The following is a 25,344-nucleotide window of genomic DNA, read 5'->3' on the forward strand; positions in this document are numbered from 1 at the left end:
CCTCTGAATTTAATTCGTTCAATTCTCTCATCAGGACTCATGCATTATGAATTCACCTCTGCATCTGCTGGTTGTTGACGGCAAAACTATCACTAAGACGGCATCGCTGCCGCAGGCGGCCAAAGGCCAGCCGGTTCATATCAAAGCTATTGACGGCGGTAAATATCTGCTGTCCAGCGGTGAAAATCAGACCGCACCAGACCACATCGTGGTAAAACGCGTCGGTAAAGATCTGCAGGTCTTAACCCAGGACGGCGACGACACGCCGGAAATTATCATTGACGGCTTCTATGACCACCAGGGCGAGCTGTCCGGCATGACCGCCGACGGCACTTACCACACGTACGTCAACCAGGACGGCTCCGATCGCGACGCCTTCCTGCTGCTGGATGACAGCGGCGCATCCACGCTGATCCTCGGCAGTGATTCGACGGCGGGTCTCGAAGGCCTGGCGGCGGCGGCTGGCCTGAGCAACGGCATGATCGCCCTTGGTGCGCTGGCGGCTCTGGCAGCCCTGACCGGCATTGCGCTGGCCGCCAACAATCACGGCGGTGGCCATCACGAAAACGGTAACCACGCCCCGGCAGCTCCGGGGGCGATTACCGCCACCGACAACGTCGGCAGCGTGCAAGGGAAGATCCCAGCCAATGGCAGCACCGATGATAGCCACCCGGTATTCGCCGGTAACGGCACTCCAGGCAGCACCGTCAACGTCTACGACAACGGCAAGCTGATTGGCTCCGCGCACGTAGCAAGCAACGGCAGCTGGGAGTTTAAGCCGGTCAGCGCATTGGCCGAAGGCCCGCACAGCGTCAGCTTCAGTCAGGTTAACGCCGAGGGCGTCGAAGGCGCGAAAACTGCACCGATTTCGTTCAGCGTTGACCTTACCGCTCCGTCTACGGGCGACGACCTCAGCCTCGCCGACGGCAAAGGCCAGGACCTGACTCACGGCGGTATGACCAACGACGGTGATGTGCGCATGTCCGGCGGCGGCGCAACGCCCGGTGACGTGGTCAAGCTGTATGATGGCGACAAACCGATCGGCTCTGCGGTGGTTGATAAGGACGGCAACTGGACCGTACCCGGCACCATCGTCGGCGACGGCAAACACGACCTTAGCGTTGGCATCACCGATCCGGCCGGCAACGAGAGCGCGCGCTCCCTGCCGATTCCGGTAGACCTCGATACTACCGCACCTGCGGCCCCTGCTCCGACCCTCACCGATGGCAACGGCACCGACCTGACCCACGGTGGCCTGACCAACAACGGCGATATGGATATGTCCGGCACCGGCGGTACCCCTGGCGACATCGTGAAGCTGTACGACGGTGACAAGCTGGTCGGCTCCACCATCGTCGACAAAGACGGCAACTGGACCATTCCCGACGCATTAATCGGCGACGGCACCCATGACCTCAGCGCCAGCTATACCGACCCGGCGGGCAACGAGAGTGCTAAATCTGCACCCATTGCTGTCGATCTCGACACGACTGCACCCGCTGCGCCAACGCCCCATCTGGAAGATGGCAACCACCTCGACCTGACCGCCGGCGGCCCGACTAACAACGGCAGTCTGGAGATGTCCGGCAGCGGCGGCACTAAGGGTGACATCGTTAAGCTGTATGACGGCAACACCCTGATAGGCTCTGCAGTAGTCGGCGACGGCGGCATCTGGACCGTACCCGGCGCCATTGCTGGCGACGGTATTCATCCGATCAGCGCCAGCTTTACCGACCCGGCGGGCAACGAAAGCGCCAAATCCGCACCGATTGCGGTCGACCTGGATACCGTGGCTCCGGCTGCGCCTGCGCCAACGCTGGAAGATGGTAACGGCCTCGACCTGACCCACGGCGGCCTGACCAATAACGGTAACCTGGAGATGTCCGGTAGCGGCGGCACCAAGGGTGATATCGTCAAACTTTACGATGGCGCCACTCTGATCGGCTCTGCGGTAGTCGGCGATGGCGGCGTGTGGACCGTACCAGGCGCGATCGGCGGCGAGGGTACCCATCCAATCAGCGCCAGCTTTACAGACCCGGCTGGCAATGAAAGCCTCAAATCTGCCCCTATCGCGGTTGACCTCGACACCATTGCCCCGTCAGCACCGGCTACGCCGACGCTGGAAGATGGCAACGCTAAGGATCTGACCGCAGGCGGTCTGACGAATAACGGCAACCTGGACATGTCCGGCACGGGCGGTACTGAAGGGGAGATCGTTAAACTGTACGACGGCAATACCCTGATTGGTTCCGCCATTGTCGGTCCGGGCGGCGTATGGGACGTTACCGGTCCGATTAGCGGCGACGGCACCCACCCGATCAGCGCCAGCTACACCGACAAAGCCGGCAATGAGAGCGCCAAATCGGCTCCTATCGCGGTTGACCTCGACACCACCGCTCCGGCGGCGCCAACGCCAACGCTGGAAGATGGCAATGATAAAGATTTGACCGCGGGCGGCGTAACCAACAACGGTAATATGGAGATGTCAGGCAGCGGCGGCATTGAAGGTGATATCGTCAAGCTGTACGACGGCAGTACCCTGATCGGTTCTGGTATTGTTGGCCCTGGCGGTGCCTGGACCGTTACCGGTCCGATTACCGGCGACGGCACGCATCCAATCAGTGCCAGCTTTACCGACCCGGCAGGCAATGAAAGCGCAAAATCCACGCCAATTGCGGTGGATTTGGATACTGTTGCTCCGGTAAAACCGGTGATTGTTAGCGCGGAGGATACCACCGGCACCGTCACTGACCCGCTGCACAGCGGCGACTGGACCGATGAGAAGCAGCCGCTGCTGAGCGGTACATCCGGGGAAGAAGGGTTACGCGTTGAGCTGCGCGACCAAAGCGGCACACTGATCGGCACCGCGATCACTGGCCCTGGCGGAAGCTGGTCGGTTAGCCCTGACCTGGCGCTGGCCAACGGCGACTATAACTTTACCGTGCGCCTGATTGATGATGCAGGTAACAGTACCGACTCCGACCCGTTCGAACTGCACATTAATGATACGGTTCCGGCAGCACCGACAATCACCGACCTTGAAGATAACGTCGGCCTTGTAACCGGCAGCCTGGTATCAGGATCCATCACCGATGACACCACGCCGACCCTCAACGGCACCGGTCCGGCCAACGGTCAGGTGGTACTAATGAATAACGGCACCCCGGTGGCAACGGTGGATGTGGATGGCAGCGGCAACTGGAGCTGGACACCAACCGCCGACATGGCTTACGACAACTATGCCTTTACGGCTCAGCCGATCAGTCAGGCGGGCGTCGTAGGTGCCGCCAGTAGCGAGTTCGACTTTAAGCTGGCGGCTACCGTACTTGATCCGTTCACCAGTTATACCGAAGGCAGCACCGTTGCCAGCGGTACGCATATGAATGGATACACGATCAGCTATACGGGTAACCCTACTGTCATGGTGGGAGCTGTCGCCTGGTACCCTGCTGGCGGGAAAGTCTTACAGCTTAATGCAAGCTCTCTCAGCATGACGATGGAACTTAATCTTGACAGCCCGGCGTATAACTTCTCGATCGAGACTGCTGGGGTGAATGTGGCGGGTACGGCGTGGCTGAACTTCTATGACACCAATAATACGTTGATTGGAACACTGCAATTAGCCACGGGTGCAATCAGCACCAACAGCTATACAGCTCCCGATGGTTCACTGATTGGCCGTGTTGAAATCGTTGCGGTCAATGAAGCAAGTGGTTTCATTGTAGATAACATCCAGTACTCCAAAGCCAACGCGGCAGATATCGCCGCAGCTCACAGCGCCGGCATCAGCAGCGTTGCAGACGAATCCGCTTCTCACGATGCAGAGCACGGCATCATGGCGGTGTCGTCCGTGACGGAAGAACATCACGATGCGGCGCAGCAGCCTCAGAGTGCCGTGGAGCATCATGACCAGCAGAACAGTATTCACGGTCAGCCGCTGAATACGCTGGTGATTGATCAGGCCGAGCAGCCAATCAATCTGAGCAATATTGTGCATCAGCAGCCGGAAGTAGATGTGATTGATATTACGGCTAAAGGGGACACCACGCTGAATCTCAACGCCAACGACGTGCTGGCGATGGGCAGTGAAGATCTGTTCCTGAACAACGGCAGTACCCAGCTGATGGTCAAAGGCGATAGCGGCGATAGCGTTAACCTGGAGAGCGTCAACGGCGATAAATCACCGGATCAGTGGAACGCCCAGGGTGAAGTGACCATGGATGGTACTACCTACAACGTCTATCAGAACAGCGATCACGAGGTTGATGTGCTGATACAGCAGGGCGTTCAGGTTCACCAGCAGTAATTCCGTTGTGTTACAGGCCACCGCGCGTGGTCCTGTTTTGCCCGCCTCCTCTGGCGGGCTTTTTTTCCCTGCAATTTCCCCCGCCAGCTGAAACCAAGACCGGGCCTGGACTAACTCTTAACCCACTCAGGCACAATCAAAGAAATTTCTTAACACGCGGCTTTTTCTCACTTTTTTACAGGAACAATTCCAGATGCCCCCTTTTACTGACACCACTAATCTGCGAGAGTCACAGGCTCCTTCAGCGCTCTCCCCCACCGAGCCAGAGCGCGCCGACCCACAGGAGTGGGAAGATAGCGGCGATGATGACAACAACCGCTACGCGCGCTCCCTACAGGGCAGTGCCCCTGCTCGTGCCCTGTATACCGGCACTGACGTCAGCCACGAGTTGGTGTACCTGGTGAACGATCGCGCGCTCGATCCCATTGCCGTGGCGGGGAGTGACACTGCGCCCGTTACCTCCCTAGCCGAGACTCGCCCCGAAGACGTAAATCTACAGCAGGATGCACAGAGTTCTGACGTGCCAGCCAGCGACGCTTCCGCCACGAAAGCTGAAAATAGTGTCGTCCATCAGGAAGCTAACCACAGCGCTGACCCACAGGATAAAGGCGAGCCGCCGTTAAAATCACCATCACAGCATGCCGCTGAAGCCAAAGTTGACTCCCACGACCGGCACGCAGAACAGCAGCATGGCGAGCATCATCCGCAGGCCGATCATAGCGCGGTAACCCAACATCACGCTGCCCCGGTGCAGGATAGTTATCTGGGCACCAGCCACCATGACCCGCTGCTGGCGGATATTATTTCGCTACACACCGTTACAGCCAGCGTCGAGTCCGGCGCCAAGAGCGTTACGCCACTGCCGGGTCCCGGCGAGCTGCTGGTGCCTGCGCCAGAGCAGCTGTTCAGCGGTAATGCGATCGCCGACAGCACGCCAGCGTCCGCGCTTGAGCTGAACGACGTCGTGGGTGAAGAACCCCCAGCCAGTTGGAACAACCACCAACCCGCCTGCGATGACGGGATTGTGGCCGTAATGCCGCCAGTGACGCCATCCGAACCGGAACAGACTGAAATGCATCATCTGTTTTAACACCGCCCACTGAGCCGCCCCACGAGGGAGCAGGCGCAAACATGTTGCAATAATGATGAATCGATTTCTGCTAACTCTTCTGCTGTGTGCCGTCACGCTGTGGTCTGACGTCGTGGCAAGTACGCCAGCACCGCAAGTCCTGACGCTAACGCCGCGTATTGAAGTCACGCCGCCCGTGACAAACTTCACCCCTGATGTGACGGCCTGGCTGCGCTCGCATCCGGTAATAAAGGTCGGCGTATGGGGCCTGTCTCAACCTCCCGTCAGCGAGGGGATTGAGCGCGGCCAGCTGGCAGGAATCGATGCCGACTATTTGTCACTGCTGGAGTCGGCGCTGAACGTCCACTTCACATTACTCCACTATCGCAACAGTAGAGCCGCGCTGGCGGCCCTGAATAGTGGGGAGATCACGCTGCTGGCGGTGTGGAATAAAGCCATAACGTCGCAGGGCCGGGTACAGGCTTCACTGCCGTGGCTGCTCGACAGCCCGGTGCTGGTCAGCCGCCAGAAAATTGTCTCCGCTGCAGCAGGTATGTCTAACGCGCCACCTCATTTGCTTAACGACCTGCTGACAGATGCGGCAAACCTGACCGGCCGCACGCCGCTGGAAGAGAACAGCGGACAGCAAAATTATCATCACATTATCAACTCCGTGGCACTTGGCACTTCTGCACCCCAGTGGATGAACCGCGCCACGGCGAAATTTCTGACGCGCGACATGCAGGTCGAGCACCTCTGGCTGCTGCCCCATCCGACGCATGGCGATCTTAATCTTAGCTTCGGCGTCAGCGAGCGTTCGCCGCACTTACTGCGCGCCATTGATAGCGTGCTGAGCAGCCTGCCGCTGGTCAGTCGCCTGAGGATTGCGCAAAGTTGGGGGCTGGGTAATGACCATGTGATCAACCCACACGCTTTACAGCTTAGCGAACCGGAAAGCGCCTGGCTGCAACAGCAGAATGCCATCAACGTGCTGTTGGACAGCCGCCATGCTCCACTGAATTTTGTTGATGCCAACGGGCGACCCGCCGGACTCTCCGTTGATATTTTACAGTGGCTGAGCCAACACTTCGGCCTGACGTTTAATTATAAAATCGCCCATAGCGATGAACAGATGGCCGAGCTGCTAGGGCAGTATAAGTCGGCGATAGTGGCCAGCGATCTGAGCGCGCCAGGGGAGAGTGAGGTGATGCCCCCTACCCTGAAGCAGAGCATGCCATGGCTGGTCAGCCCGGCTATTTTGCTGATGAAAAAGGCGGATGTTCACCCCATCTCAATGCACGAACTCAGCGGAGAGAAGATCGCCATTGAGCGTGACAATCCCCTTATCCCGTGGTTGGAAACCTGGTTTCCCATGCTGCAGCTCACGCTGACAGAGACCTCCAGCCAGTCCATCGATTTACTGGAAAATGACGCAGTACATGGCGCTATTTCAACCCTGTTTGCTGCACAATATTATTTGCAACAGAACAGCCATCGCGGTCTCTATCAGGCTCTGGCACTGCCTGCCAGGCCGATCAATGTTAGTTTTGCCGCGCGCGGTGACAATGCCCCAGCCATCGCCATCATTAACAAAGCGCTGCAGGCCACCTCACCGGAAACCCTGATCAAACTCGCCGCAACCTGGCGCGTAGAGCCGGTGGCAGAGGAAGATGAGCAGGACTGGTTCTCAGATTTAGGTTCACTGATGCTGCCCGTTCTGGCCGTTCTGCTGGTTATCATTCTCAGCGCGTTGTGGATTAACCATCTACGCCACTCACTGCAGCGACTGCTCGACCGCCTCAGGCAAAATCGCATGCTGATAGCCCAGTTGCAGGCCGCCAAAGACAAAAATCAGCGTATGCTACAGGCGCATAACACCTTTATGAAAAGTATGAGTCACCAGGTGCGCACGCCGATCAATGCCATTATCGGCCTGCTTGAGCTGGAGTTACGTAAGCCGGGCAACGCAGTACGCCCCAATATCAATCTGCAAACTGCCTATGAATCTGCCTGCGAGCTGATGTCGCTGACCGGGGACGTGTTCGATATCTTTCGCGCGGAAACACCAGACCATGCGGGCAATTCACGCCTGGTAAACTTGTCCTCGCTGGTACAAAGTACCGTGGCGCTCTACCGCCAGCAGGCCGAAGAAAATTCCCAGCGAATTCTCATCACCAATCGAATGAGAGAAACACAGTGTGAAACCGACCCCCTGCTGATTATCCGCGTGCTCTCTACGCTATTGCGTAATGCGGTGAAACACACCCCAGCCGGGGATATCGAAGTGATGCTGCTGCAGGGAAACATCAATGCTCAGGGCCAGCTTCCACTGGAGATAAAAGTCACTGACCGCGGAGCTGGGCTACCAGTAAGCTGGGAAACAGATCTCCAGTTAGAGGAGTCCGCCAGTGAAACCGACCTGCACGGCACCGGGTTGAGCCTTCAAGCCTGCCGCCAGATGGTCGCGATGGCCGGAGGAAAACTGCGGATTGAGAGCGAAACAGGGCATGGCACTGCGGTCAGCCTGCATCTGAATGCCCGCTCAGCGCTTAAGCCCGCTACGCAGGTGCTCACGCCGACATCATTGAACATTCTGGTGGTGGATGATTACCCCCCGGCCTTACTGATCCTCAATCAGCAGCTTAGCGCGATGGGTCACAAGGTCACTACCGCGGTTCACGGGCTGGAAGGCTTGAATTACTGGCAGAACGCGGGGGATTACTCGCTGATCATCACCGACTGCACCATGCCGGAGATGGACGGTTTTGCCATGACGCAGCGTATTCGCACCGAAGAGAGAGAGCTGAATCTTGCGCCAATCCCGATCCTCGGGCTGACGGCAATGATTGGCGAGGAAGTGGCCCGCCTCTGCCTGGAGGCCGGAATGAATGAGTGCCTGACCAAGCCACTGTCATCTAATCATCTGCATCGTCTGATTACTCATTACACCACAGCCGGCGCTTTACACGCGACGGAATGAAGGAGACCCGTCCTGGTTTATCTATTGCGTTGCTATGAGAGAATTTAGTCATCTAATTAAGGGAATAGCATGTCTACTAATGTAATTATCTATGATAGCCACCCGATTATTATATATGGCTTAAAGCATCTGTTGGCAAATATGGATTACACCATAACCTGCAGCACTTCAGAACCGAGTGAGTTTATTTATCAGGTTGAAAGCCATATTCCCGACGTTATTATTTTCGACCCGGTTAACCTGCCAGAAGAACATTTCAATAAGCTGTGTCGGATAAAACGCTTGAACCCGCACATCAAAGTTTTTGTACTGGCGGGAGGGGACAGCGCCTATCACCTGATTCGCGGCCATCGTCTGGAAATACAGGGCTATCTGACCAAGTCAGACGAGCTGGAGAGAATTGTGATACTGCTTGAGCGAATGAAAAGTGACAGACATATCTTCGTACACTCGCCACTTCAGATCGGCAGCACCAATAAAGATCTGCAGTTAATACTGACATTCACCAACCGGGAATTGCAAATTCTGCGCGAACTGGCCAGTGGGAAAACGAATAAAACTATTGCCAGCGAGCTTTTACTCAGCAGTAAAACTATCAGTACCTATAAACGCAGTATTATGACAAAACTGAAAACGGATAAAATCCGCGACGTGGTGGATTTTGCCCGTCGTAGCGGTTTTTAGCATGGCCTGTTTAACTCCTCTGCTGCTTCCGTTTCAAGCTGAGCCAGGTAGTCATTAAGTATCCTGATTAACTGACTGTACTGTGTAGCTAATCTACCTTCATGAGCTTCAGGCTGGCGACAATTGACTTCCAGCTGAATGCAGGCATCCGCTAAGTCATTTCGCCCGGCAATCCTGACGCTGCCCGCGATACGGTGCGCCAGGTCGGCAACCTCACCAGGCTGCTCGGCAAGATGCAGCACCGCCATCCGCTCAAGATCCGCCTTCAGGGTGGTGATCATCAGGTTGCGCATAGCGATTTTAATCTGACGGTCAACTTCATCATTGGCATTTTCGATACTGCTGTCAGGCTCAACGCTTTCGGCACGTTGGTTTTGCTCAATGCTGATACTCTTTTTCACGCTTTGAACATGTTGACGGCTTACGTTAATAGCCCGCAGTGCGGCAGCCAGACTGTTGATCGAGCAGGGTTTAAACAGGCAGCTGTTCATACCCGCCCGCAAACACCGCTCGGTGATTTCATGCATGGCATTGGCGGTAAAGCCCATTATCCAGCTGGGTTCGCGCTGCTGCTCCTCTTCCGATTCACGAATAATCTCCGTCAGCTGATAGCCATTGATCCCCGGCATATTACAGTCGGTGATAATCACATCGAAGCGATTCTCCTGCCAAAGTTTTAACGCGGCGTAGCCGTCACTTGCCAGTTGGGTAGTTTGCCCGAGCCATGCCAACTGCTTTGCCAGCAGCATCCGATTGGCGGCATTATCATCTACCACCAGCACGTGGAATATCGGCAGCCCCTGCTCCGGTTGCTCACTAACGCTACTCTGCTCAGCTATCTGAGCAACAAGCGGCAGCTGTAGCGTAGCGCGTACCCGCGTGCCCATACCCTTTTCGCTGTTTAACGTCAGCGAGCCCTGCATATTTTCGCAAATGGTGCGGCTGATATATAGCCCCAGCCCGGTGCCAGCACGGCGATTTTCCGCCTGGCTGAAAGGCTGGAACAGCGCCGCCTGGCTGGCTGCCGCAATCCCAATACCGCTATCCTGTACCTCAATACAGTAATATACGCAGCCATTATCCCGGTCGATACTCTGTTGCAGTGAAAGCGAGACGCCGCCGCGATCGGTGAATTTGATTGCATTGCTGAGTAGATTCGCCAACACCTGCTTAATTCGCAGCGGGTCGGCCATGACATCCACTATCGGCTCTTCCGGGTAGAGTTTGTTGAGAGTAATATTTTTATCAATCGCCAGGCCCTGATAAACCTTCAGCATGTTGTCGATCACCTTGCCAAGGTTGATCGTTTCAGGATTGAACTCCAGATGACCGCCCTCAATACGGCTGATATCAAGAATATCGCCGATCAGCCCGACCAGGCTCTCAGCTGATTCATAGGCCACTTCCAGCGCCTGCAGATCGATCTGGTTATCGCGCCCTCTTTTCAGCGCCATATCCAGCATGCCGATAATGGCGTTCATCGGCGTGCGGATTTCGTGGCTCATGGTGGAGAGGAATACCGATTTGGCACGGTTTGAGTCCTCGGCGCGCTCTTTGGCATCGCGCAATTCGGCAAACAGCGCCTCACGTTCGGTAATATCCATCCATCCGCCAATCACCCCCATCACCTTGCCATCACTGTCGTGCCACGGCTGGATCCACTGGTAGACCGTCAGACCAATTGAGGAGTCCGGGTTACCATAGAGATCGTAGCGGCGGTCCTCAACGATCGGCTGATCGGTAGCAATCACCTCAAGCATCTGCTGATGATAGAAGCTGGCCTGCTCGGGGGAGCGCAAACCGGGTGATTGCTCCATGGTGGTACCCAGCGCTGCCTGATAATCGATTCCGGTCTCTTCCAGATAGCGCTGGTTACAGTAGATTAAACAGGCGTTATTGTCGCGTAGCGATACCGGGAAAGGCATGCTGTTCACCACTTCACGCAGTTGTGAAAGCTGGTTATTCAGCTGTCGACGCAGCTCGGCTTTACGTTTGATCTGCTGACGTAAATAGAGCGCCCAGCCAGTGGTAATCGCAATGATCAGCAGAGTAAAAAGCCCGCTGGCGATCAGCACTTCACGATAGCGTGACCAAAAATTATCCACCACGATAAAGTCACTGGGCCGCCAGCGATTGGCAAGGCTTTCCATCTCAGAGGGAGGAATACTCAGCAGAACCTTATCGAGAATATTGCGTAATACCGGATCGGCCCGCCCGACGCCAAAAGAGATCCAGGCGGGCGTATCCCCAATCGTACCTACGATTTTCAGCCGGTTAGCATACTGGGTTTTAATGTGGTAATCCGCCATCATCAGGATACTGACTGAGGCATCGGCCCGCCCTTTGGCGACGCTGGCTAACAGCTCGGATTCGTTCTCCACCGCCACAATATTAATTTCAGGATAACGGCTGCGCACCAGCGACTCAACGTTGGTGTTGTGCACCAGTGCCAGGCGTTTACCGCGCAGATCGGGCAGTGAGTGAATATCATTATTATCTTTGCGCACCGCCAGGGCGAAGGCACTGCGCAGATAAGGCCGGGTAAAGAGAATCTGCTTGCTGCGTGCCTCGCTCGGGGTTAGTGAGGCGAGCATATCGGCTTTGCCGCTGTTCACCCCGTCAACCAGCTGCTGCGTGGTGTCCACCGTAGAAAAATGGAAATGCATACCGGTTTTTAACGCAATAACCGATAGCAGGTCACCCACCATGCCATGCAGAGTGCCATTGTTATCAACAAAAGAGATGGGCGCAGCGTTATCCTGGCCATACAGCAGCACGTTAATATGCTGATGATCTGCCATCCATTTTTTTTCTTCTGGCGTAAAACTGAGCGGTGATGCCGTCTGCCCCACCTCCACCAGATTAGTCTGCCACAGCCGCTGTAGCCGATCTTTCTCCTCCTGAGGAATGGCCGCAAGCGCTTCATTTACCAGCGTAACCAGGATCGGCTGTTGGCGGCTCAGCGCGAAACCGACCAGACGATCGGGCAGCTGGCTGTAACGCTCAAGGCGCACGTTGTTGAGAAAGTTGCGGCTGAGCGAGTAGCTGTTGCCAATAAAGACCTTTTCCTGGCCGAAAGCCACAGCGCTAAGGGCATCCTGATAATTATTGTAAAAGCGAAAATTTGCCTCGGGGTAGTATTTCTTCAGCGTGGTAAGCGGTAAAAAGTCTTTCACCATCGCCACATTGATGTTGCGCAGATCGTACGGCAGCGTCTGAATATCATTGATATTGACCCCCAGCACCGGTTTTTCCACTGCATAAGGAAGGGAAAAATCATAGTCCGGGTCATCGCTGAATCCCGGTACTGAGGGGATAAGGTCAATCTCTCCTTTAGCCAGCGCCTGCCACAGCATCTTGCTGTCGTCGTATTGTTTGACGACCACTGGCAGCCCGAGCTGTACAGCCACCATGCTGATATAATCGGCGCTGACGCCTTCATATTCCTGGCGCATATTGCGCATGCCAAACGGCGGCATGTCATAACGTAATATGCCTATCACCAACTGTTTACGCTGGTGCAGATACTGCTGCTGCGTAACGCTAAGCTTTAGCGGTTTGAATTCGTGAAGCGCTGCGCGTGACAGCAAATGAAATTCTGCTGCCCATGCAGGCGTCAGTATCATTACACAGGCAGCCAGCAGCATGGATTGAAACAGGCGCATCATCGCGTCAGTCATTGATCAGGGCATTGTTGCGGGCAAAATCAATCAGCTCGATCAGCGTGCTGGCATTAAGTTTGATTTTAAGACGATGTTTATACGTGCTGATGGTCTTTTCACTCAGCAGCAGCTGCTCGGCAATCTGCTTATTGCCAAAGCCCCGCCCTATCAACATCAGTACGCTAAGTTCGCGATCAGAAAGTTGCTTAAGCGGATCCACATCGGCCGCGGCTCCGTAGTTATGGCTGCTCTGGGGAAAATAGCTAATGCCGCGCATGACCAGCTTGATAGCGTCCGTCAATTCAGCAAGATCGTCAGTTTTAGTGACAAAACCATCTGCGCCGGTCTGCTGGCAGCGCTGGGCAAAGTGCGCTGTCGCCTGCGAAGTCAGCACCAGGATCTTCAGCGGGATGGCCATCGAACGTAAGCGCTCAATCACCTGGAAACCGTCAATCTTAGGCAACCCGATATCCAGTAGGACTAAATCTGGCTCCAGCTCACGTACTTTTGCCAACGCATCGACGCCGTTATCCGTTTCAGCGACCACTTCCAGACCATGCTTTTCCAGCAGCATTTTTACCGCAAAGCGGATGACAGGATGATCGTCAACAATGATCACTTTTTTCATAAGAATTCAGTTTCCTGGATAAGCAAACTCTCCCCATAAGGGGTGAAGAAGGGCGCTACCATAGCTGGTTAATACAGATTTAACTGTAGGATATTACTTATCCTTTTGGCTATAAAAAAGTTAATTTCCCGAAAAAAAACCTTAGTTATTAGATGGTTTTTGAAAATTCCCGGTGAAAAATGACCTTGTTAAGCTGTTAAACCAATGGCGGCAAAAATAGTAAAGCCATTGCCGGATCTATTTAATCGGACTTAACTCAAATAATTCAGTTCGCTAGTGAAAAATACCCTCTATATATAATTAAAGGCAGAACCAGACGACCCTGGTGTTGGTTGCTCAATTCGCGCCCCCGCCATCAAACCTTGCGAACGCTGAGCTCGCCACGCTGATACCGCTGCACTAAGAAAAAGGGTAGCGAAATCGACCAATCCCCCCCCTGGACACCGGCGTGATAGCGATACTGCTGGCCGCCCATCATCAGCTCCACCGCCTGCTGTGCCCCGTCCGCCAGCGTGCTGCTCCCGGCCGCGCAGGAATAACCGACATTGCTGCCGACGTGAAAGGCATCGGTCTGCCAGCGGATGGGACCATGCGCCGGCCACGGCTGCGCGTGATGGAAATTAAATAGCTCGTCGTGATTAAGGATGCTTTCACGCACCGTCGGCCACAGCACCGCCTTCAGGAAGTACTGATCGGTGAAGCGCTCGGCGCCCTGGTAGCTGGCGATAAAGTTCTGGATCAGCGGTTCCACTCGCGGGAATACCCCGTTCACCCCGCCCCACATTCCGGCCAGCAGCAGCTCGGTATGGGTGAAGTAGTCGCGCATATGGTGGAAATGATACGGCGAGGCGAGCCACGCTTGCACGGCGGCGCTTTCGCGCTCCGATACCAGCGAGTCGGCATCGCGCACGATAAAGCGCTCCACCAGCGGATCGTCCATCACCAGGAAACGCCACAGCGTAGGGAAGATATCTTTATCACCGGACATATCGCGCAGCTGAGCTCCCGCATCCCTCAGACGCTGCCAGACGTGCTCAGGCACGCTGTCATCCAGATAGACGCGGCATCTCCAGTGCGGATAGAGTTCGGCTGCCGCTTTAATGTTTTCAACCAGCGTTTCACAGTAGCGCGGCTGGGCACCGTATAAACTGAAAGCGATAATATTCTTGTCACGTGCCTGAGGATTGAAGGGTTTTATCGGCCCGAGCGGCCAGCGCTGCCCGTGACGAAACTTATCATCCGCGGCCCGGAGCGAACGATGGCCGTAGCGCTGCAGCTCCTCTGTTTTACCCAGCCAGCCGCACACTTCAGCCAGCCCGTCGAGCCAGGTTTCAGAAGCCTGCTGCCGAAACGGCGATGCCTCAATGCGCTGATAGGTTTTATACGCCTGGCTGTAATTGCCTTCGCGCATCAGCGCCAGCGCGTAGTCGCTCAACACCGACATATTGCCCGGCATCATCCTCAGCACTTGCTCGCAGCACTGGCGTGCCCGTGGGTAATCCAGCTGCGCCATGGCCTGGCGGAACTGCGCGGCGAGCTGCTGGCATTTTTGCACCATAGCAGCAGAGGGAACAACGGGCTTGCGCCCTGATGATTGGATACGCGGCGGCATAATTTTCACTCATAAAGACCAGAAATTTCCGATAGTTTAAACGCCGCTTGCCTTTTCCTTCACAAGACTGGTCTTGGAATACTTTTTGTTTACAATAATCACCGCCGCATTACCGATAGTTTCCGGACGCTGTACAGCTATCCTGTACACCCAGAGCATCAACATAACCCTATGATAATCTTCACTTAGCACTTTTTGCACAAAAATTATAAGCAGAAATATTCACTATTTCTGTACAACGTGTCAAAAGATGTATAACTTTGCATTCAGAAATATTTGACCATAATTTGAACTTTACGACTGAGGGGCATTTAACATGCGTCAGGACAATTCCAACCCGAAGATTGAAAATGACATCAGCCGTTACTTTAATGAAGCCATCCTGCCCTCCCAGCAGGAAACTCTTGGCCAGATAGTGGTTGAGATTTTACGCTCAGGACGTAACCTTAACCGCAAAGCCATCTGTTCAAAGCTGCTAACGCGCCTTGAACTGGCGACCGGACACGAGCAGGAACGCCACTATCAGGAACTGATTGGGCTACTGTTTGGTCGCGGGGACTGAGTTTTAAGCAATATGTTTGCTGAATTACCACTTTTTAGTGTGCGTTACGTTACAGCTCAGTCCGACAATCTGACCGGCCCGGACGCCTGACTTGAGCAGGCGTTTTATGACCGGCATGCAGGTACCTGGATAACAGGTTTCTGTGGGCATCTTCGATGTCCCGCTTCACTGATTCAGAGACGTTGGTATGTATAAAAACGAAGAAGAGAAATTAGCCGATATTGTGATGGGCGAGGCTGTCATGGTCCTGCTCTCAAACGATGCTGCCATCAGTAAAACTGCACTTATCAGACAGTTACAAGACATGGCCGCAGCAGAAAAAGAAGGGCTGCGTCAGCGCGCCTGTCGGCGTGCTATCGCCGAAGTCAGACAATCTCAGGCCCAGGAGCAGAACCGCCAGACGCATGAGATCCGCGACCGCGATAATGTCACCCATCTTTTTACCAGTGAAGGCCCGGCTAACGGTGCAAAGAAACATTAAGACTTTTCTGTGAGTTAACTACACTTGGTTAAGTTTTTTACCTGCTGACGCCCGCGAACCCAGCCGTTCTCGTCAGTGCGTTTTCATCTCGGAGAATTTCTCCTATTAAGAAGGCTACCTCTATGCAGCAGCAATCAACAGAATCCGAAATCGTCGCCTGGTTTCAAGGAGGAGGAGAAAAGTACGCCCAGGAATCTCAGGCGCTCGGCGGCGTGATCAGGGATCTGATCGCTACGGGTCAACTGGTTAATAACAAGGCGATCATTCTGAAGCTGATTGAGAAGCTGGAAACCACTTCTGACGTGGTTGAGCTAGACGTTTACCGCCAGGTGCTGGAAGTGGTGGTTGGCCTGACCCCGGACGACGCGTAACTCTCAGGGTTAACAGGGCCGTTTTTATTCAGGCGGCCTGCAAAATTTCAGTTTTCATCTACACTTACAGGTTGTTGACTTTATTCACCTATAAGGAAATTAACGATGAAACAGAACATCTTTAAAACCACTGTGATTGCCGCACTCTCCGTATTTGTGCTGGCGGGTTGTTCCTCTAACCAGACGCTCAATACCACCGATGGCAGAACCATTGTCACCGACGGTAAGCCGCAGATTGATAATGATACCGGTCTGGTCTCTTATAAAAATGCGCAGACGGGTAAAACCGAACAGATTAACCGCGATCAGGTTAAGAACATGAGTGAACTGGATAACTAACTCGCTTAAAGCCCCGCCAGGGGCTTTTTTGATCCCCTCAGGGCACTTACCGCCCCCTTGCTCTCCCCACCCCTGCCCTTTACATTACTGGCTGCGCTTTGCAAAACTCTGCTGAAGAGGATGTCTGATGTCTCGCTACCCACTCGCGCTGTGCGCCCTGCTCTTTTCGGAGTGCCCATGAACGCCCCACAGCCAGCGAAAGCGCTGCGCAAGCGCCCGATGAAACTCAGTACCTCCGTCAGCCTGATGGTCAGTGCGGTGATCGCCACGGTGCTGCTGATCGTCCATCTGTTCTATTTTTTTCAGATCAGTGACGTAACGCGCGATGCGGTGAAAGATAAAGCGCTGGCGGTAGCGCGCACGCTGGCGGATTCGCCCGATATCCGGCTTGGGCTGACACAGTCGCCAGACAGCGACATTATCCAGCCGCTGGCCATGGCGGCGCAGCGCAGCAATGACCTGCTGTTTGTGGTGGTGACCAATATGGACGGCGTGCGCTTCTCGCATCCGAAGAAAGAGCTGATCGGTCAGCATTTTATCGGCAACGACCTCATCCCTGCCCTGTCCGGCCGCGAGAACATCGCCATTAACCACGGCAAGCTGGCGGAAGCGCTGCGCGTCTTTACGCCGGTGTATGACAGCCAGCATAAGCAGATTGGCGTGGTGGCGATAGGCATCTCGCTGAGCGAAGTGGTACAGCAGGTGAATAAGAGCCGCTGGAATATCCTGTGGACCGCCCTGTTCGGTATGCTGGCCGGTGCGCTGGGCACCTTCCTGCTGGTGCGGGCGGCCAAGAGCATTCTGTTCGGGCTGGAGCCTTATGAAATCTCCACCCTGTTTGAGCAGCGTCAGTCGATGCTGCAGTCAATGAAAGAGGGGGTGATTGCCATTGACGATGGCTCGCAGGTGACGTTGATCAACCACGCGGCGCATCTGCTGTTTCGCGAGACCGGCGCGCAGGCCGCAGAGCGCGATATCAGTGCGGTGGTGGCCGACTCCGGCCCGCTGATCGCCAACCTGCATGAGGTACTGCAAACCGGCAGGCCGAAGCGCGATGCCGAGATTGATTTCAAGGGTCACCCGCTGCTGTGCAACACCATGCCGGTACGCAGCAATGGCGCCATTATTGGGGCGATCTGCACCTTCAGGGACAAAACCGAGGTCAGCCAGCTGATGCAGCGCATGGACGGCCTGGTCAACTATGTCGATGCCCTGCGCGAGCGCTCGCACGAATTTATGAATAAGCTGCACGTGATCCTCGGCCTGCTGCACTTAAAAAGTTATGGCAAGATGGAGGATTATATTCTGAAAACCGCCAATAATTACCAGACGGAAATCGGCTCCCTGCTGGGGAAAATTAAGTCTCCGGTGATTGCCGGATTCCTGTTAAGCAAGATGGGCCGCGCCTCCGATACCGGCAACCAGCTGATTATCAGCGATGAGAGCCTGCTGGCCGACAGCGGCAATGAACAGCAGGTGGCGGCCCTGATCACCGTACTCGGCAACCTGATTGAGAACGCGCTGGATGCGGCGGGCGATCAGGGCGAAGGCGAAATCAGCGTGCTGCTGCACAGCCAGAACGGCTGGCTGACCTGCGTGGTCAGCGACGACGGCCCGGGCATTGCAGAGGAGCAGCTGGAGGCGATTTTCGCGCGCGGCGTGTCGACAAAAGGTGAACAGCGCGGCGTCGGGCTGTTCCTTGCCCGGCAACAAACCGAGAGCCTTGGCGGCAAAATTATTGTAGAGTCCGAACCTGGCGTTTATACGCAATTTTTTGTACAACTGCCCTGGGATATAGAGAGTAAAAGCGCATGATCAATGTTTTAGTCGTCGATGATGATGCGATGGTGGCAGAGCTGAACCGCTGCTATGTCGCACAATTACCCGGTTTTCACTGCTGTGATGTGGCCTCAACCCTGCAACAGGCGCGGGACCGGGTGCTGGATCCGGAATTCGCCATCGATCTGATTTTGCTGGATGTGTATATGCAGCAGGATAACGGGCTGGACCTGCTGCCGGTACTGCGTGAAGCGGGCCGCGCCATCGATGTGATTGTTATCTCCTCCGCCGCCGATGCCGCCACCATCAAGCAGTCGCTGCACTACGGCGTGGTTGATTATCTGATTAAGCCTTTCCAGTTTGCCCGTTTCGAAGAGGCGCTGACCGGCTGGAAGCAGAAAAAGACGCTGATGGATAACCATCAGTTCTACGAGCAGGCCGACGTTGATCAGTTGATCCACGGCAATCCTGCCGCCGCGGAGGATCCCAAGCGCCTGCCGAAAGGGTTAACGCCGCAGACGTTACGCACCCTGTGCCAGTGGATTGATGCGCACCCCACGGAGGAGTTTTCCACTGACGATCTGGCAGCAGCGGTGAATATTTCTCGCGTCTCCTGCCGTAAATATCTGATCTGGCTGGCGCAGGTTAATATTCTGTTTACCAGCATTCACTACGGCGCCACCGGCCGCCCGGTGTACCGCTATCGCCTGCAGGCGGAACACAGCGCGCTGCTTAAGCAGTATTGTCAGTAAGACGGTAGCGGGCGTCTGACAGCGTAAAGCGGAACTGGCGCTGCGATGAGCAGATCACCTGACGATCGCGGGTAACGAAGATGGCCTCAATGTGCGGATAGTCGCCAAGGTAGGCGAGGCCTTTTTCGACGCCCATGCCGTACATCAGGGTGGTCCAGATATCACCGTCAATCGAGTTTTCAGAAACAATCGTGACGCTCAGCAGCTCGTTATCCAGCGGGTAGCCGCTCTGCGGGTCGAGAATGTGATGGTATAAGCGCCCGTCGAGCTCGAAGTAGCGCTCGTAGATCCCCGATGTCACCACCGATTTTCCCGTGACGTTTATCACACCGATCAGCTCATCATCGCGGCCAAACGGCTGTTTCAGACCAATGCCCCACGCCTGCCCGCCACTGTCACCCAGCGTCTGCACATTGCCGCCGAGATTAATCAGCGCGTGCGCCACCTGCTGCTGGCGCAGATAGTCACGCACCACGTCGGCAATGTAGCCTTTGGCAATTGCGCCGAGGTCAATTTCCATACCGGCCTGCTGCAGAAACACCGAACGCGCCCCGGCATCAAGGATCACCTGATGAGGATCGGTGAGCGCCAGCAGGCCACGCAGCTCGTCGGCGGGCGGTACGCTGCTGCCGCGAAAGCCAATTTTCCAGCGTTTGACCAGCGGGCCGATGGTGCAGTTAAAGCAGCTGCCCGGCAGAACGCTGACCGCTCTGGCGCGGGCAATGAGGTCAAACACCGGCTGGCTGACCACCACCGCATGCTGACCGGCGGCGTGGTTAATCGCCATCACTTCCGACGCATTGCGGTTAACGGTTAAGCTGTTTTCCTGCTGCTTAATCAGCCGAAAGACGTTGCGCGCCAGGGTGTCATCGTGGTCGAACAGCTTGAGCAGGATGGGCGAGCCCATCATCACGGCGGAATAGGTGTAAGAACCTGCAGGCATAGTGCCATCCTCCTGGCAAAACGGGCGAGGCATGCCTCGCCCCTACGGATTGTTGCGCGTTAAACCGCAGGGGTCGGGCATGCCTCGCCCCTACGGATGGTTGCGCGTTGAACCGTAGGGATCGGACATGCCTCGCCCCTACGGATGGTTGCGCGTTGAACCGTAGGGGTCGGGCATGCCCGACCCGCCGTTGATTACTGTTTTGCGTAATTCGCCGCGTTACGCCCGGCCAGGATCCCGAAGATAATGATATCTGCGACCGCGTTACCACCGATGCGGTTAGCACCGTGGATGCCGCCAACCACCTCACCCGCCGCCCACGCGCCGTGGATCACCTGCTTCTGCGCGTCGAGCACCGCGGTATCGGTGTTGATGGTGACGCCGCCCATCGTGTGGTGGACCCCCGGGGCGATGCGGATAGCATAATAGGGCCCCTTGTTCAGCGGGTGACGCAGCGCGGTGGTGCGCCCGAAATCCTCATCCTTTTGCTGCGCAACAAATTCATTGTAGCGCCCCAGCGTGGTTTGCAGCGCTTCCTGGTCCATATTCAGCTTCACCGCCAGTTCGTGCGGAGTCGGGGCGCTAATCACAAACCCTTTGGCGATATATTCGTCGGCGGCTTTATTGGCCGCACGCACCTGGTCGTCAAAGATAATCCAGGCACTTTTTTCCGGCAGGGCAATGATCTCCGCCGACACTTTGTCGCGCGTTTCCATCTCATTATAGAAGCGCTGACCGGCCTGGCTGACCAGAATCGCCCCGCCGCCGCGAATCGCTTCGGAGACCAGGTAAGAAGTGGTCTGCTCAACGGTAGGGTGGATCTGAATTTCGCCCATATCGACGGTATCTGCGCCAATCTGTTGCAACAGGGCGATGCCGCTGCCGGTGGCGCCTTTATGGTTGGTGGTCACAAAGCCGTCCAGCTCAGGGCGGTATTTCACCACCATTTCGCGGTTGGCGCTGAAGCCGCCGGTGGCAACAATTACGCTTTTGGCGTTGAGAATGCGGCTGTCGTTGTACTCATCCACCACCTTCACGCCGCTTACCGCGCCGTTTTCAACCAGAATTTCGGCCACCGAAGTTTCCAGCAGCACTTCAATTTCACGCTGATTGACGTTTTTCACCAGGCCGCTAATCAGGAAGCCGCCGACTGCTGAACGGTCCGCCGGACGGTGGGTACGGTCGATGCTCATGCCGCCGGTAATGGTGATGTCATTAAGTTCAATGCCGTGGCCTGCCAGCCAGTCGATGGCTTCCGGGGCCAGATCGACAAACTCGCGCAGCAGTGCAGGATTGTTTTTAAACTTGCCGCCTTTCAGCGTCTCTTCATAGAACAGCTCTTTACTGTCCTCAATGCCTTTCAGCTTCTGGAAACGGGTTTCCGCCGCGTTCATCCCGACCGAGGCTTTGATGGTGTTGCCGCCAATGGTGGGCATCTTCTCGATGATCACCACGTGCGCCCCGGCTTCAGAAGCCTGAATCGCCGCCGCCAGACCTGCGCCACCGCTGCCGACCACGACCACATCGTAATTCTGCGGTGCCTGCGGGTTGCCGCCCTCTTCAATCACGTGCTCCTTGCTGGAGGTGGTCAGTGCGCGGGAGACCGCTTTTTTCAACGCCTCACTCTGGGTCGTCGCCCCGGTGATCGCATCCACGTGGGGGCTGTTAGCCACCAGCATGCGGGTACGCAGGCTTTCAAAGGTGGTGGTGAAATCGACGTCCAGCGTGTCGTCCGGCACCAGGGTGATATCGGTGATACGGTCGGTGTCGAGCACCACGTTGATACGCAGCTTCAGCGCTTCGGCTTCCACTTTTTCCTGATAAACCCCGGCCTTGTATTTACGGCCGCCGGTGCTGACGTCGCGGATCATTGCATCGACCAGCGAGAAGCGCCACAGCGGTTCCGGGATGTTAAGCGCTTCACGCTGGGTGCTGTCGATAAACAGCTCCAGGTGGTCATTTTTGATAATGCGGTCGGCCCAGTCCGGGTAAGCAATACAGGCTTTACCTACGGCAACCAGGTCGAAGCCGTGCTCCAGCGCGCTTTCCGCATCGGCTTTATTCACCACGCCGCCGACGCCAATTACCGGCACTTTGGCCAGGGTTTCAGAGCGCTGCGCAAGGTATTTAGTAATAAGTGGAGTGGGGTCTTCGCGGTCGACAATCGACGGGCGCAGCAGCTGGCCGACGGAGAAGTGGACATAGTCGAGACCGCGCGCCGCCAGTTTTTCCAGCAGGTAAAGCGTGTCATCCCAGCGGATGCCAGGGACTTCCAGCTCTTCCGGCGAGAAGCGATAGCCGATAATAAAGGATGGCGCGGCAAAGCGTTGCGCCATTTTATGGGTGATTTCCAGCACTTCCAGCGGGAAGCGTGCGCGGTTATCGCGGCTACCGCCCCACTTGTCGTCGCGCTGGTTAGAGTTTGGCGAGTAAAACTGCTGAATAAGATAGGTGTTAGCACCGTGGATTTCGACGCCGTCGAAGCCCGCTTTAATAGCGCGGTTCACCGCATCACCGAACTTGGTGATCATCACCTCCACTTCTTCTGCCGTCAGCGCCTGTGGGGTGGTGGCGCCTTCACGCGGCGCGGCAATGGCGCTGGGTGCCACGGGGGTTCTGCCGCCAATCAGCTCAGGCTCCACCATGCGGCCACCGTGGTAAATCTGCAGAATCGCTTTCGAACCTTTTGACTTGATCGCGTCAGCAATTTTGCTTAAACCGGAAATTTTGTTGTCGCTGTCGATGGCGATGGCACCGGGGAAGGCCGGGCCTTTCGGATCGATAAAGCAGCATTCCACAATCACAGTACCAATGCTGCCCGCGCGATCGCGATAGTACTCAACCAGCTCGCTGGTCACCGTACCGTCATAAAATCCCGTACAGGTGGTCATCGGCGCCATCAGTAAACGGTTTTTCAGTACGGCGCCGTTAGGCAGAGTCAGCGGGTTAAGGATCGGGGTGATGGTATTCATTTAGTGAACTCCGAAATTTAAAAGTTTTGAATTCTTTGGCGACCGTTTTCTTATAATTATTCTGTGGTCCGATGTCATGAAACCAATATACCAATTTCTTTAACTACAATAGTTATTTCTTTAGTTTTTTAACTTTTAAATAAATCCAGCCAATAATTCACACAATGATGAGAGTAATTGTCATTCTAATTGTTAACCAATAGTTTCCAAAAATCAACCTTTCGTTCACATCATAATTAACACCATTAAATTCAGACTCTTACGAAAATGATACTGGCATTTTATTGTACCTGGCTTTACGTTATGCCACCCTAATCGACGCAATCCCCAAACCTGCCATCGTCTAATTAACGGCGATTGTTAAAAAATAAAATGACAGATTTATTTTTATTGATCTGGATCAAAGTCTATATTTAGAGAAGTATCATTATATTCTTATCCACCCAATAAATTAGCTCAGAATTTATTGAGACCAACGAAAAGTATTTTTGGACGTTTCGGTTAAACAACGATATAAATAGAAAAGTAAGTAAAAAAATCACCCGTCAGAAACCGGAATATCTACCGAATTCTTCTTAACTTGCAGATAAAAACTATGAAACCAACAGTGATGAGTGAACCCGCGAAGGCTGCTCCAGCCTCTTCGGGGCAAAAAAAACATCTGATCATGCTCTTTCTGCCAGTACTGGTCGCGGTACTGCTGTTACTGGTGCCGGTCCCGCAAGGACTGGAGCCATATGCCTGGCACTTCTTCGCCATCTTTGTCGGCGTGATTGTCGGTTTGATCTTCGAACCGCTGCCGGGGGCCGTTATCGGGCTGACCGGCGTGGTGGTGATCGCACTGTTCAGTCAGTGGCTGCTGTTCAGTCCCGCTGAGCTGGCCGACCCGAAATTCAAAACGGCTACTCAGGCATTTAAGTGGGCGGTTAGCGGGTTTGGAAACTCCACCGTCTGGCTGATCTTCGGTGCCTTTATGTTTGCCGCTGGCTATGACAAAACCCAGTTCGGCCGCCGCCTGGCGCTGATTCTGGTGAAGTATCTTGGACGCCGCAGCCTGACGCTGGGCTACGCCATCACCTTCGCGGATCTGCTGCTGGCCCCGTTCACCCCGTCGAATACCGCGCGCAGCGGCGGCACTATCTACCCGATTATTGCTAACCTGCCACCGCTGTACGGTTCAAAACCCAATGACCCAAGCGCGCGCAAAATCGGTTCTTACCTGATGTGGGTCGCCATTACCGCCGCCTGTATCACCAGCTCGATGTTCCTGTCGGCGCTGGCACCTAACCTGCTGGCGCTGGCGCTGGTGAAAAGCATTATCGGCTTTGATATCTCCTGGGGCATGTGGTTCCTCGCCTTCCTGCCGCTGGGTATTATCCTGCTGCTGACCATGCCGCTGCTGGCTTACTGGTTCTACCCACCGGAAGTGAAGTTCAACGACGAAGTGCCACGCTGGGCGATTAGCGAACTGGAAAAGCTCGGCAAGCTGACCCGTAACGAAATCCTGCTGCTGGTGTTCGTGGTCTCTGCCCTGCTGATGTGGATCTTTGCTACCGCCTGGATTGAACCGGCGATGGCCGCCCTGCTGGTGGTCGTGCTAATGCTGTGGACCGGCGTACTGAACTGGAACGACATCACCAGCAACAAACCGGCGTGGAATACCTTTGCCTGGTTCGCCACTCTGGTGGCGCTGGCGGATGGCCTGGCACGCGTTGGCTTTATCGCCTGGCTGGGTAAAGAGGGTGGCCAGCTGCTGCAGGGCTATGACCCGCAGGTCTCTGCCGTGGTGCTGATGATTGCCTTCTTCCTGCTGCACTATCTGTTCGCCAGCACCACCGCGCACACCACCGCGCTGTTACCGGCTATGTTGACCATCGCGGCCTCTATTCCGGGCATCAATATGCCGGTGTTCTGCCTGATGATGTGTACTTCACTGGGTGTGATGGGGATTATCACCCCTTACGGCACCGGTCCAAGCCCGATTTACTACGGTAGCGGCTATCTGCCAACCAAAGACTACTGGCGCCTTGGCACCATCTTTGGCGCCATCTTCCTCTGCGCGCTGATGCTGATTGGCTATCCGTGGATGGTGATGATGTTCTGATGATTTTCATCACAGAGCCACGATGAACCATGCAGATGTTGCAACAATGTAATACCATTCCCTACCCGCCGGTCTCGCTCCTGAGACCGGCAGGATAAAA

Annotated in this window: 16 protein-coding genes; 11 read left to right on the forward strand and 5 right to left on the reverse strand. The window is 55.3% G+C overall.

Features of this window, described 5'->3' with window-relative positions:
• The first annotated feature begins 46 nt into the window (after window positions 1-46).
• The 4 genes from ID864_RS15910 (at window position 47) to ID864_RS15925 (ending at window position 9,039) form a co-directional block, all read left to right on the forward strand.
• Window positions 47-4,306, forward strand: coding sequence for an Ig-like domain-containing protein (locus tag ID864_RS15910; RefSeq protein WP_191150071.1), 4,260 nt, complete (start codon window positions 47-49; stop codon window positions 4,304-4,306).
• A gap of 193 nt (window positions 4,307-4,499) precedes the next feature.
• Window positions 4,500-5,396 carry a hypothetical protein gene (locus tag ID864_RS15915; protein WP_191150072.1) on the forward strand — a complete coding sequence of 299 codons (897 nt, stop codon included), beginning with the start codon at window positions 4,500-4,502 and terminating at the stop codon, window positions 5,394-5,396.
• 52 nt (window positions 5,397-5,448) lie between these two features.
• Entirely contained in the window at window positions 5,449-8,355 is a 2,907-nt protein-coding gene (locus ID864_RS15920; RefSeq protein ID WP_191150073.1) for a response regulator, read from the forward strand.
• Window positions 8,356-8,424: 69 nt separating this feature from the next.
• On the forward strand, window positions 8,425-9,039 hold the full coding sequence (locus ID864_RS15925; protein ID WP_191150074.1) for a response regulator transcription factor: 615 nt from the start codon (window positions 8,425-8,427) through the stop codon (window positions 9,037-9,039).
• Here ID864_RS15925 and ID864_RS15930 read toward each other — a convergent pair.
• From ID864_RS15930 to ID864_RS15940, 3 genes are all read right to left on the reverse strand, one after another.
• On the reverse strand, window positions 9,036-12,707 hold the full coding sequence (locus ID864_RS15930; protein ID WP_224750531.1) for a transporter substrate-binding domain-containing protein: 3,672 nt from the start codon (window positions 12,705-12,707) through the stop codon (window positions 9,036-9,038). The genes ID864_RS15925 and ID864_RS15930 overlap by 4 nt on opposite strands.
• Window positions 12,708-12,711: 4 nt before the next feature.
• Entirely contained in the window at window positions 12,712-13,329 is a 618-nt protein-coding gene (locus ID864_RS15935) for a response regulator transcription factor (protein WP_187496904.1), read from the reverse strand.
• A gap of 355 nt (window positions 13,330-13,684) precedes the next feature.
• Entirely contained in the window at window positions 13,685-14,941 is a 1,257-nt protein-coding gene (locus ID864_RS15940) for a tetratricopeptide repeat protein (RefSeq protein WP_396018885.1), read from the reverse strand.
• A gap of 316 nt (window positions 14,942-15,257) precedes the next feature.
• On the opposite strand from ID864_RS15940, the gene ycgZ reads away from it, so the two are divergent.
• From ycgZ to dcuR, 6 genes are all read left to right on the forward strand, one after another.
• Window positions 15,258-15,503 (forward strand): regulatory protein YcgZ, encoded by a 246-nt coding sequence (gene ycgZ / locus ID864_RS15945; protein WP_048916274.1) that lies wholly within the window; start codon window positions 15,258-15,260, stop codon window positions 15,501-15,503.
• A gap of 187 nt (window positions 15,504-15,690) precedes the next feature.
• Complete coding sequence (locus tag ID864_RS15950; RefSeq protein ID WP_053110430.1) at window positions 15,691-15,984, forward strand: hypothetical protein; 294 nt, start codon at window positions 15,691-15,693, stop codon at window positions 15,982-15,984.
• Window positions 15,985-16,106: 122 nt separating this feature from the next.
• A complete protein-coding gene (locus ID864_RS15955; RefSeq protein ID WP_048916275.1) occupies window positions 16,107-16,355 on the forward strand; it encodes a biofilm/acid-resistance regulator YmgB/AriR in 249 nt (82 codons plus the stop codon).
• Between the two features lie 105 nt (window positions 16,356-16,460).
• The gene (locus tag ID864_RS15960) at window positions 16,461-16,694 is read left to right on the forward strand and encodes a YgdI/YgdR family lipoprotein (RefSeq protein ID WP_048916276.1); all 234 of its coding nucleotides are present in this window, start codon (window positions 16,461-16,463) and stop codon (window positions 16,692-16,694) included.
• Between the two features lie 177 nt (window positions 16,695-16,871).
• On the forward strand, window positions 16,872-18,509 hold the full coding sequence (locus ID864_RS15965) for a sensor histidine kinase (protein ID WP_048916277.1): 1,638 nt from the start codon (window positions 16,872-16,874) through the stop codon (window positions 18,507-18,509).
• A complete protein-coding gene (gene dcuR / locus ID864_RS15970) occupies window positions 18,506-19,225 on the forward strand; it encodes a two-component system response regulator DcuR (RefSeq protein WP_048916278.1) in 720 nt (239 codons plus the stop codon). The genes ID864_RS15965 and dcuR overlap by 4 nt, the downstream gene beginning before the upstream one ends.
• Here dcuR and ID864_RS15975 read toward each other — a convergent pair.
• Window positions 19,206-20,168, reverse strand: a complete 963-nt coding sequence (locus ID864_RS15975; protein WP_191150075.1) for an FAD:protein FMN transferase — start codon at window positions 20,166-20,168, stop codon at window positions 19,206-19,208. The genes dcuR and ID864_RS15975 overlap by 20 nt on opposite strands.
• A gap of 194 nt (window positions 20,169-20,362) precedes the next feature.
• Window positions 20,363-23,140, reverse strand: a complete 2,778-nt coding sequence (locus tag ID864_RS15980; RefSeq protein WP_048916280.1) for a flavocytochrome c — start codon at window positions 23,138-23,140, stop codon at window positions 20,363-20,365.
• Window positions 23,141-23,735: 595 nt separating this feature from the next.
• Between ID864_RS15980 and ID864_RS15985 the strand changes: the two genes are divergently transcribed.
• Window positions 23,736-25,244, forward strand: coding sequence for an anion permease (locus ID864_RS15985; RefSeq protein ID WP_048916282.1), 1,509 nt, complete (start codon window positions 23,736-23,738; stop codon window positions 25,242-25,244).
• Window positions 25,245-25,344 lie beyond the last annotated feature (100 nt).

Origin of the sequence: Erwinia aphidicola (assembly GCF_014773485.1) — a bacterium.
Lineage (GTDB): Bacteria > Pseudomonadota > Gammaproteobacteria > Enterobacterales > Enterobacteriaceae > Erwinia > Erwinia aphidicola.

What these genes read in the sequence shown, in the direction of transcription:
- ycgZ (WP_048916274.1), top strand. Translation starts at nt 15,258, where the DNA reads ATGCGTCAGGACAATTCCAACCCGAAGATTGAAAATGACATCAGCCGT.
- ID864_RS15935 (WP_187496904.1), bottom strand. Translation starts at nt 13,329, where the DNA reads ATGAAAAAAGTGATCATTGTTGACGATCATCCTGTCATCCGCTTTGCG.
- ID864_RS15930 (WP_224750531.1), bottom strand. Translation starts at nt 12,707, where the DNA reads ATGATGCGCCTGTTTCAATCCATGCTGCTGGCTGCCTGTGTAATGATA.
- ID864_RS15910 (WP_191150071.1), top strand. Translation starts at nt 47, where the DNA reads ATGAATTCACCTCTGCATCTGCTGGTTGTTGACGGCAAAACTATCACT.
- ID864_RS15915 (WP_191150072.1), top strand. Translation starts at nt 4,500, where the DNA reads ATGCCCCCTTTTACTGACACCACTAATCTGCGAGAGTCACAGGCTCCT.
- ID864_RS15985 (WP_048916282.1), top strand. Translation starts at nt 23,736, where the DNA reads ATGAAACCAACAGTGATGAGTGAACCCGCGAAGGCTGCTCCAGCCTCT.
- ID864_RS15940 (WP_396018885.1), bottom strand. Translation starts at nt 14,941, where the DNA reads ATGCCGCCGCGTATCCAATCATCAGGGCGCAAGCCCGTTGTTCCCTCT.
- ID864_RS15955 (WP_048916275.1), top strand. Translation starts at nt 16,107, where the DNA reads ATGCAGCAGCAATCAACAGAATCCGAAATCGTCGCCTGGTTTCAAGGA.
- ID864_RS15965 (WP_048916277.1), top strand. Translation starts at nt 16,872, where the DNA reads ATGAACGCCCCACAGCCAGCGAAAGCGCTGCGCAAGCGCCCGATGAAA.
- dcuR (WP_048916278.1), top strand. Translation starts at nt 18,506, where the DNA reads ATGATCAATGTTTTAGTCGTCGATGATGATGCGATGGTGGCAGAGCTG.
- ID864_RS15920 (WP_191150073.1), top strand. Translation starts at nt 5,449, where the DNA reads ATGATGAATCGATTTCTGCTAACTCTTCTGCTGTGTGCCGTCACGCTG.
- ID864_RS15975 (WP_191150075.1), bottom strand. Translation starts at nt 20,168, where the DNA reads ATGCCTGCAGGTTCTTACACCTATTCCGCCGTGATGATGGGCTCGCCC.
- ID864_RS15950 (WP_053110430.1), top strand. Translation starts at nt 15,691, where the DNA reads ATGTATAAAAACGAAGAAGAGAAATTAGCCGATATTGTGATGGGCGAG.
- ID864_RS15980 (WP_048916280.1), bottom strand. Translation starts at nt 23,140, where the DNA reads ATGAATACCATCACCCCGATCCTTAACCCGCTGACTCTGCCTAACGGC.
- ID864_RS15960 (WP_048916276.1), top strand. Translation starts at nt 16,461, where the DNA reads ATGAAACAGAACATCTTTAAAACCACTGTGATTGCCGCACTCTCCGTA.
- ID864_RS15925 (WP_191150074.1), top strand. Translation starts at nt 8,425, where the DNA reads ATGTCTACTAATGTAATTATCTATGATAGCCACCCGATTATTATATAT.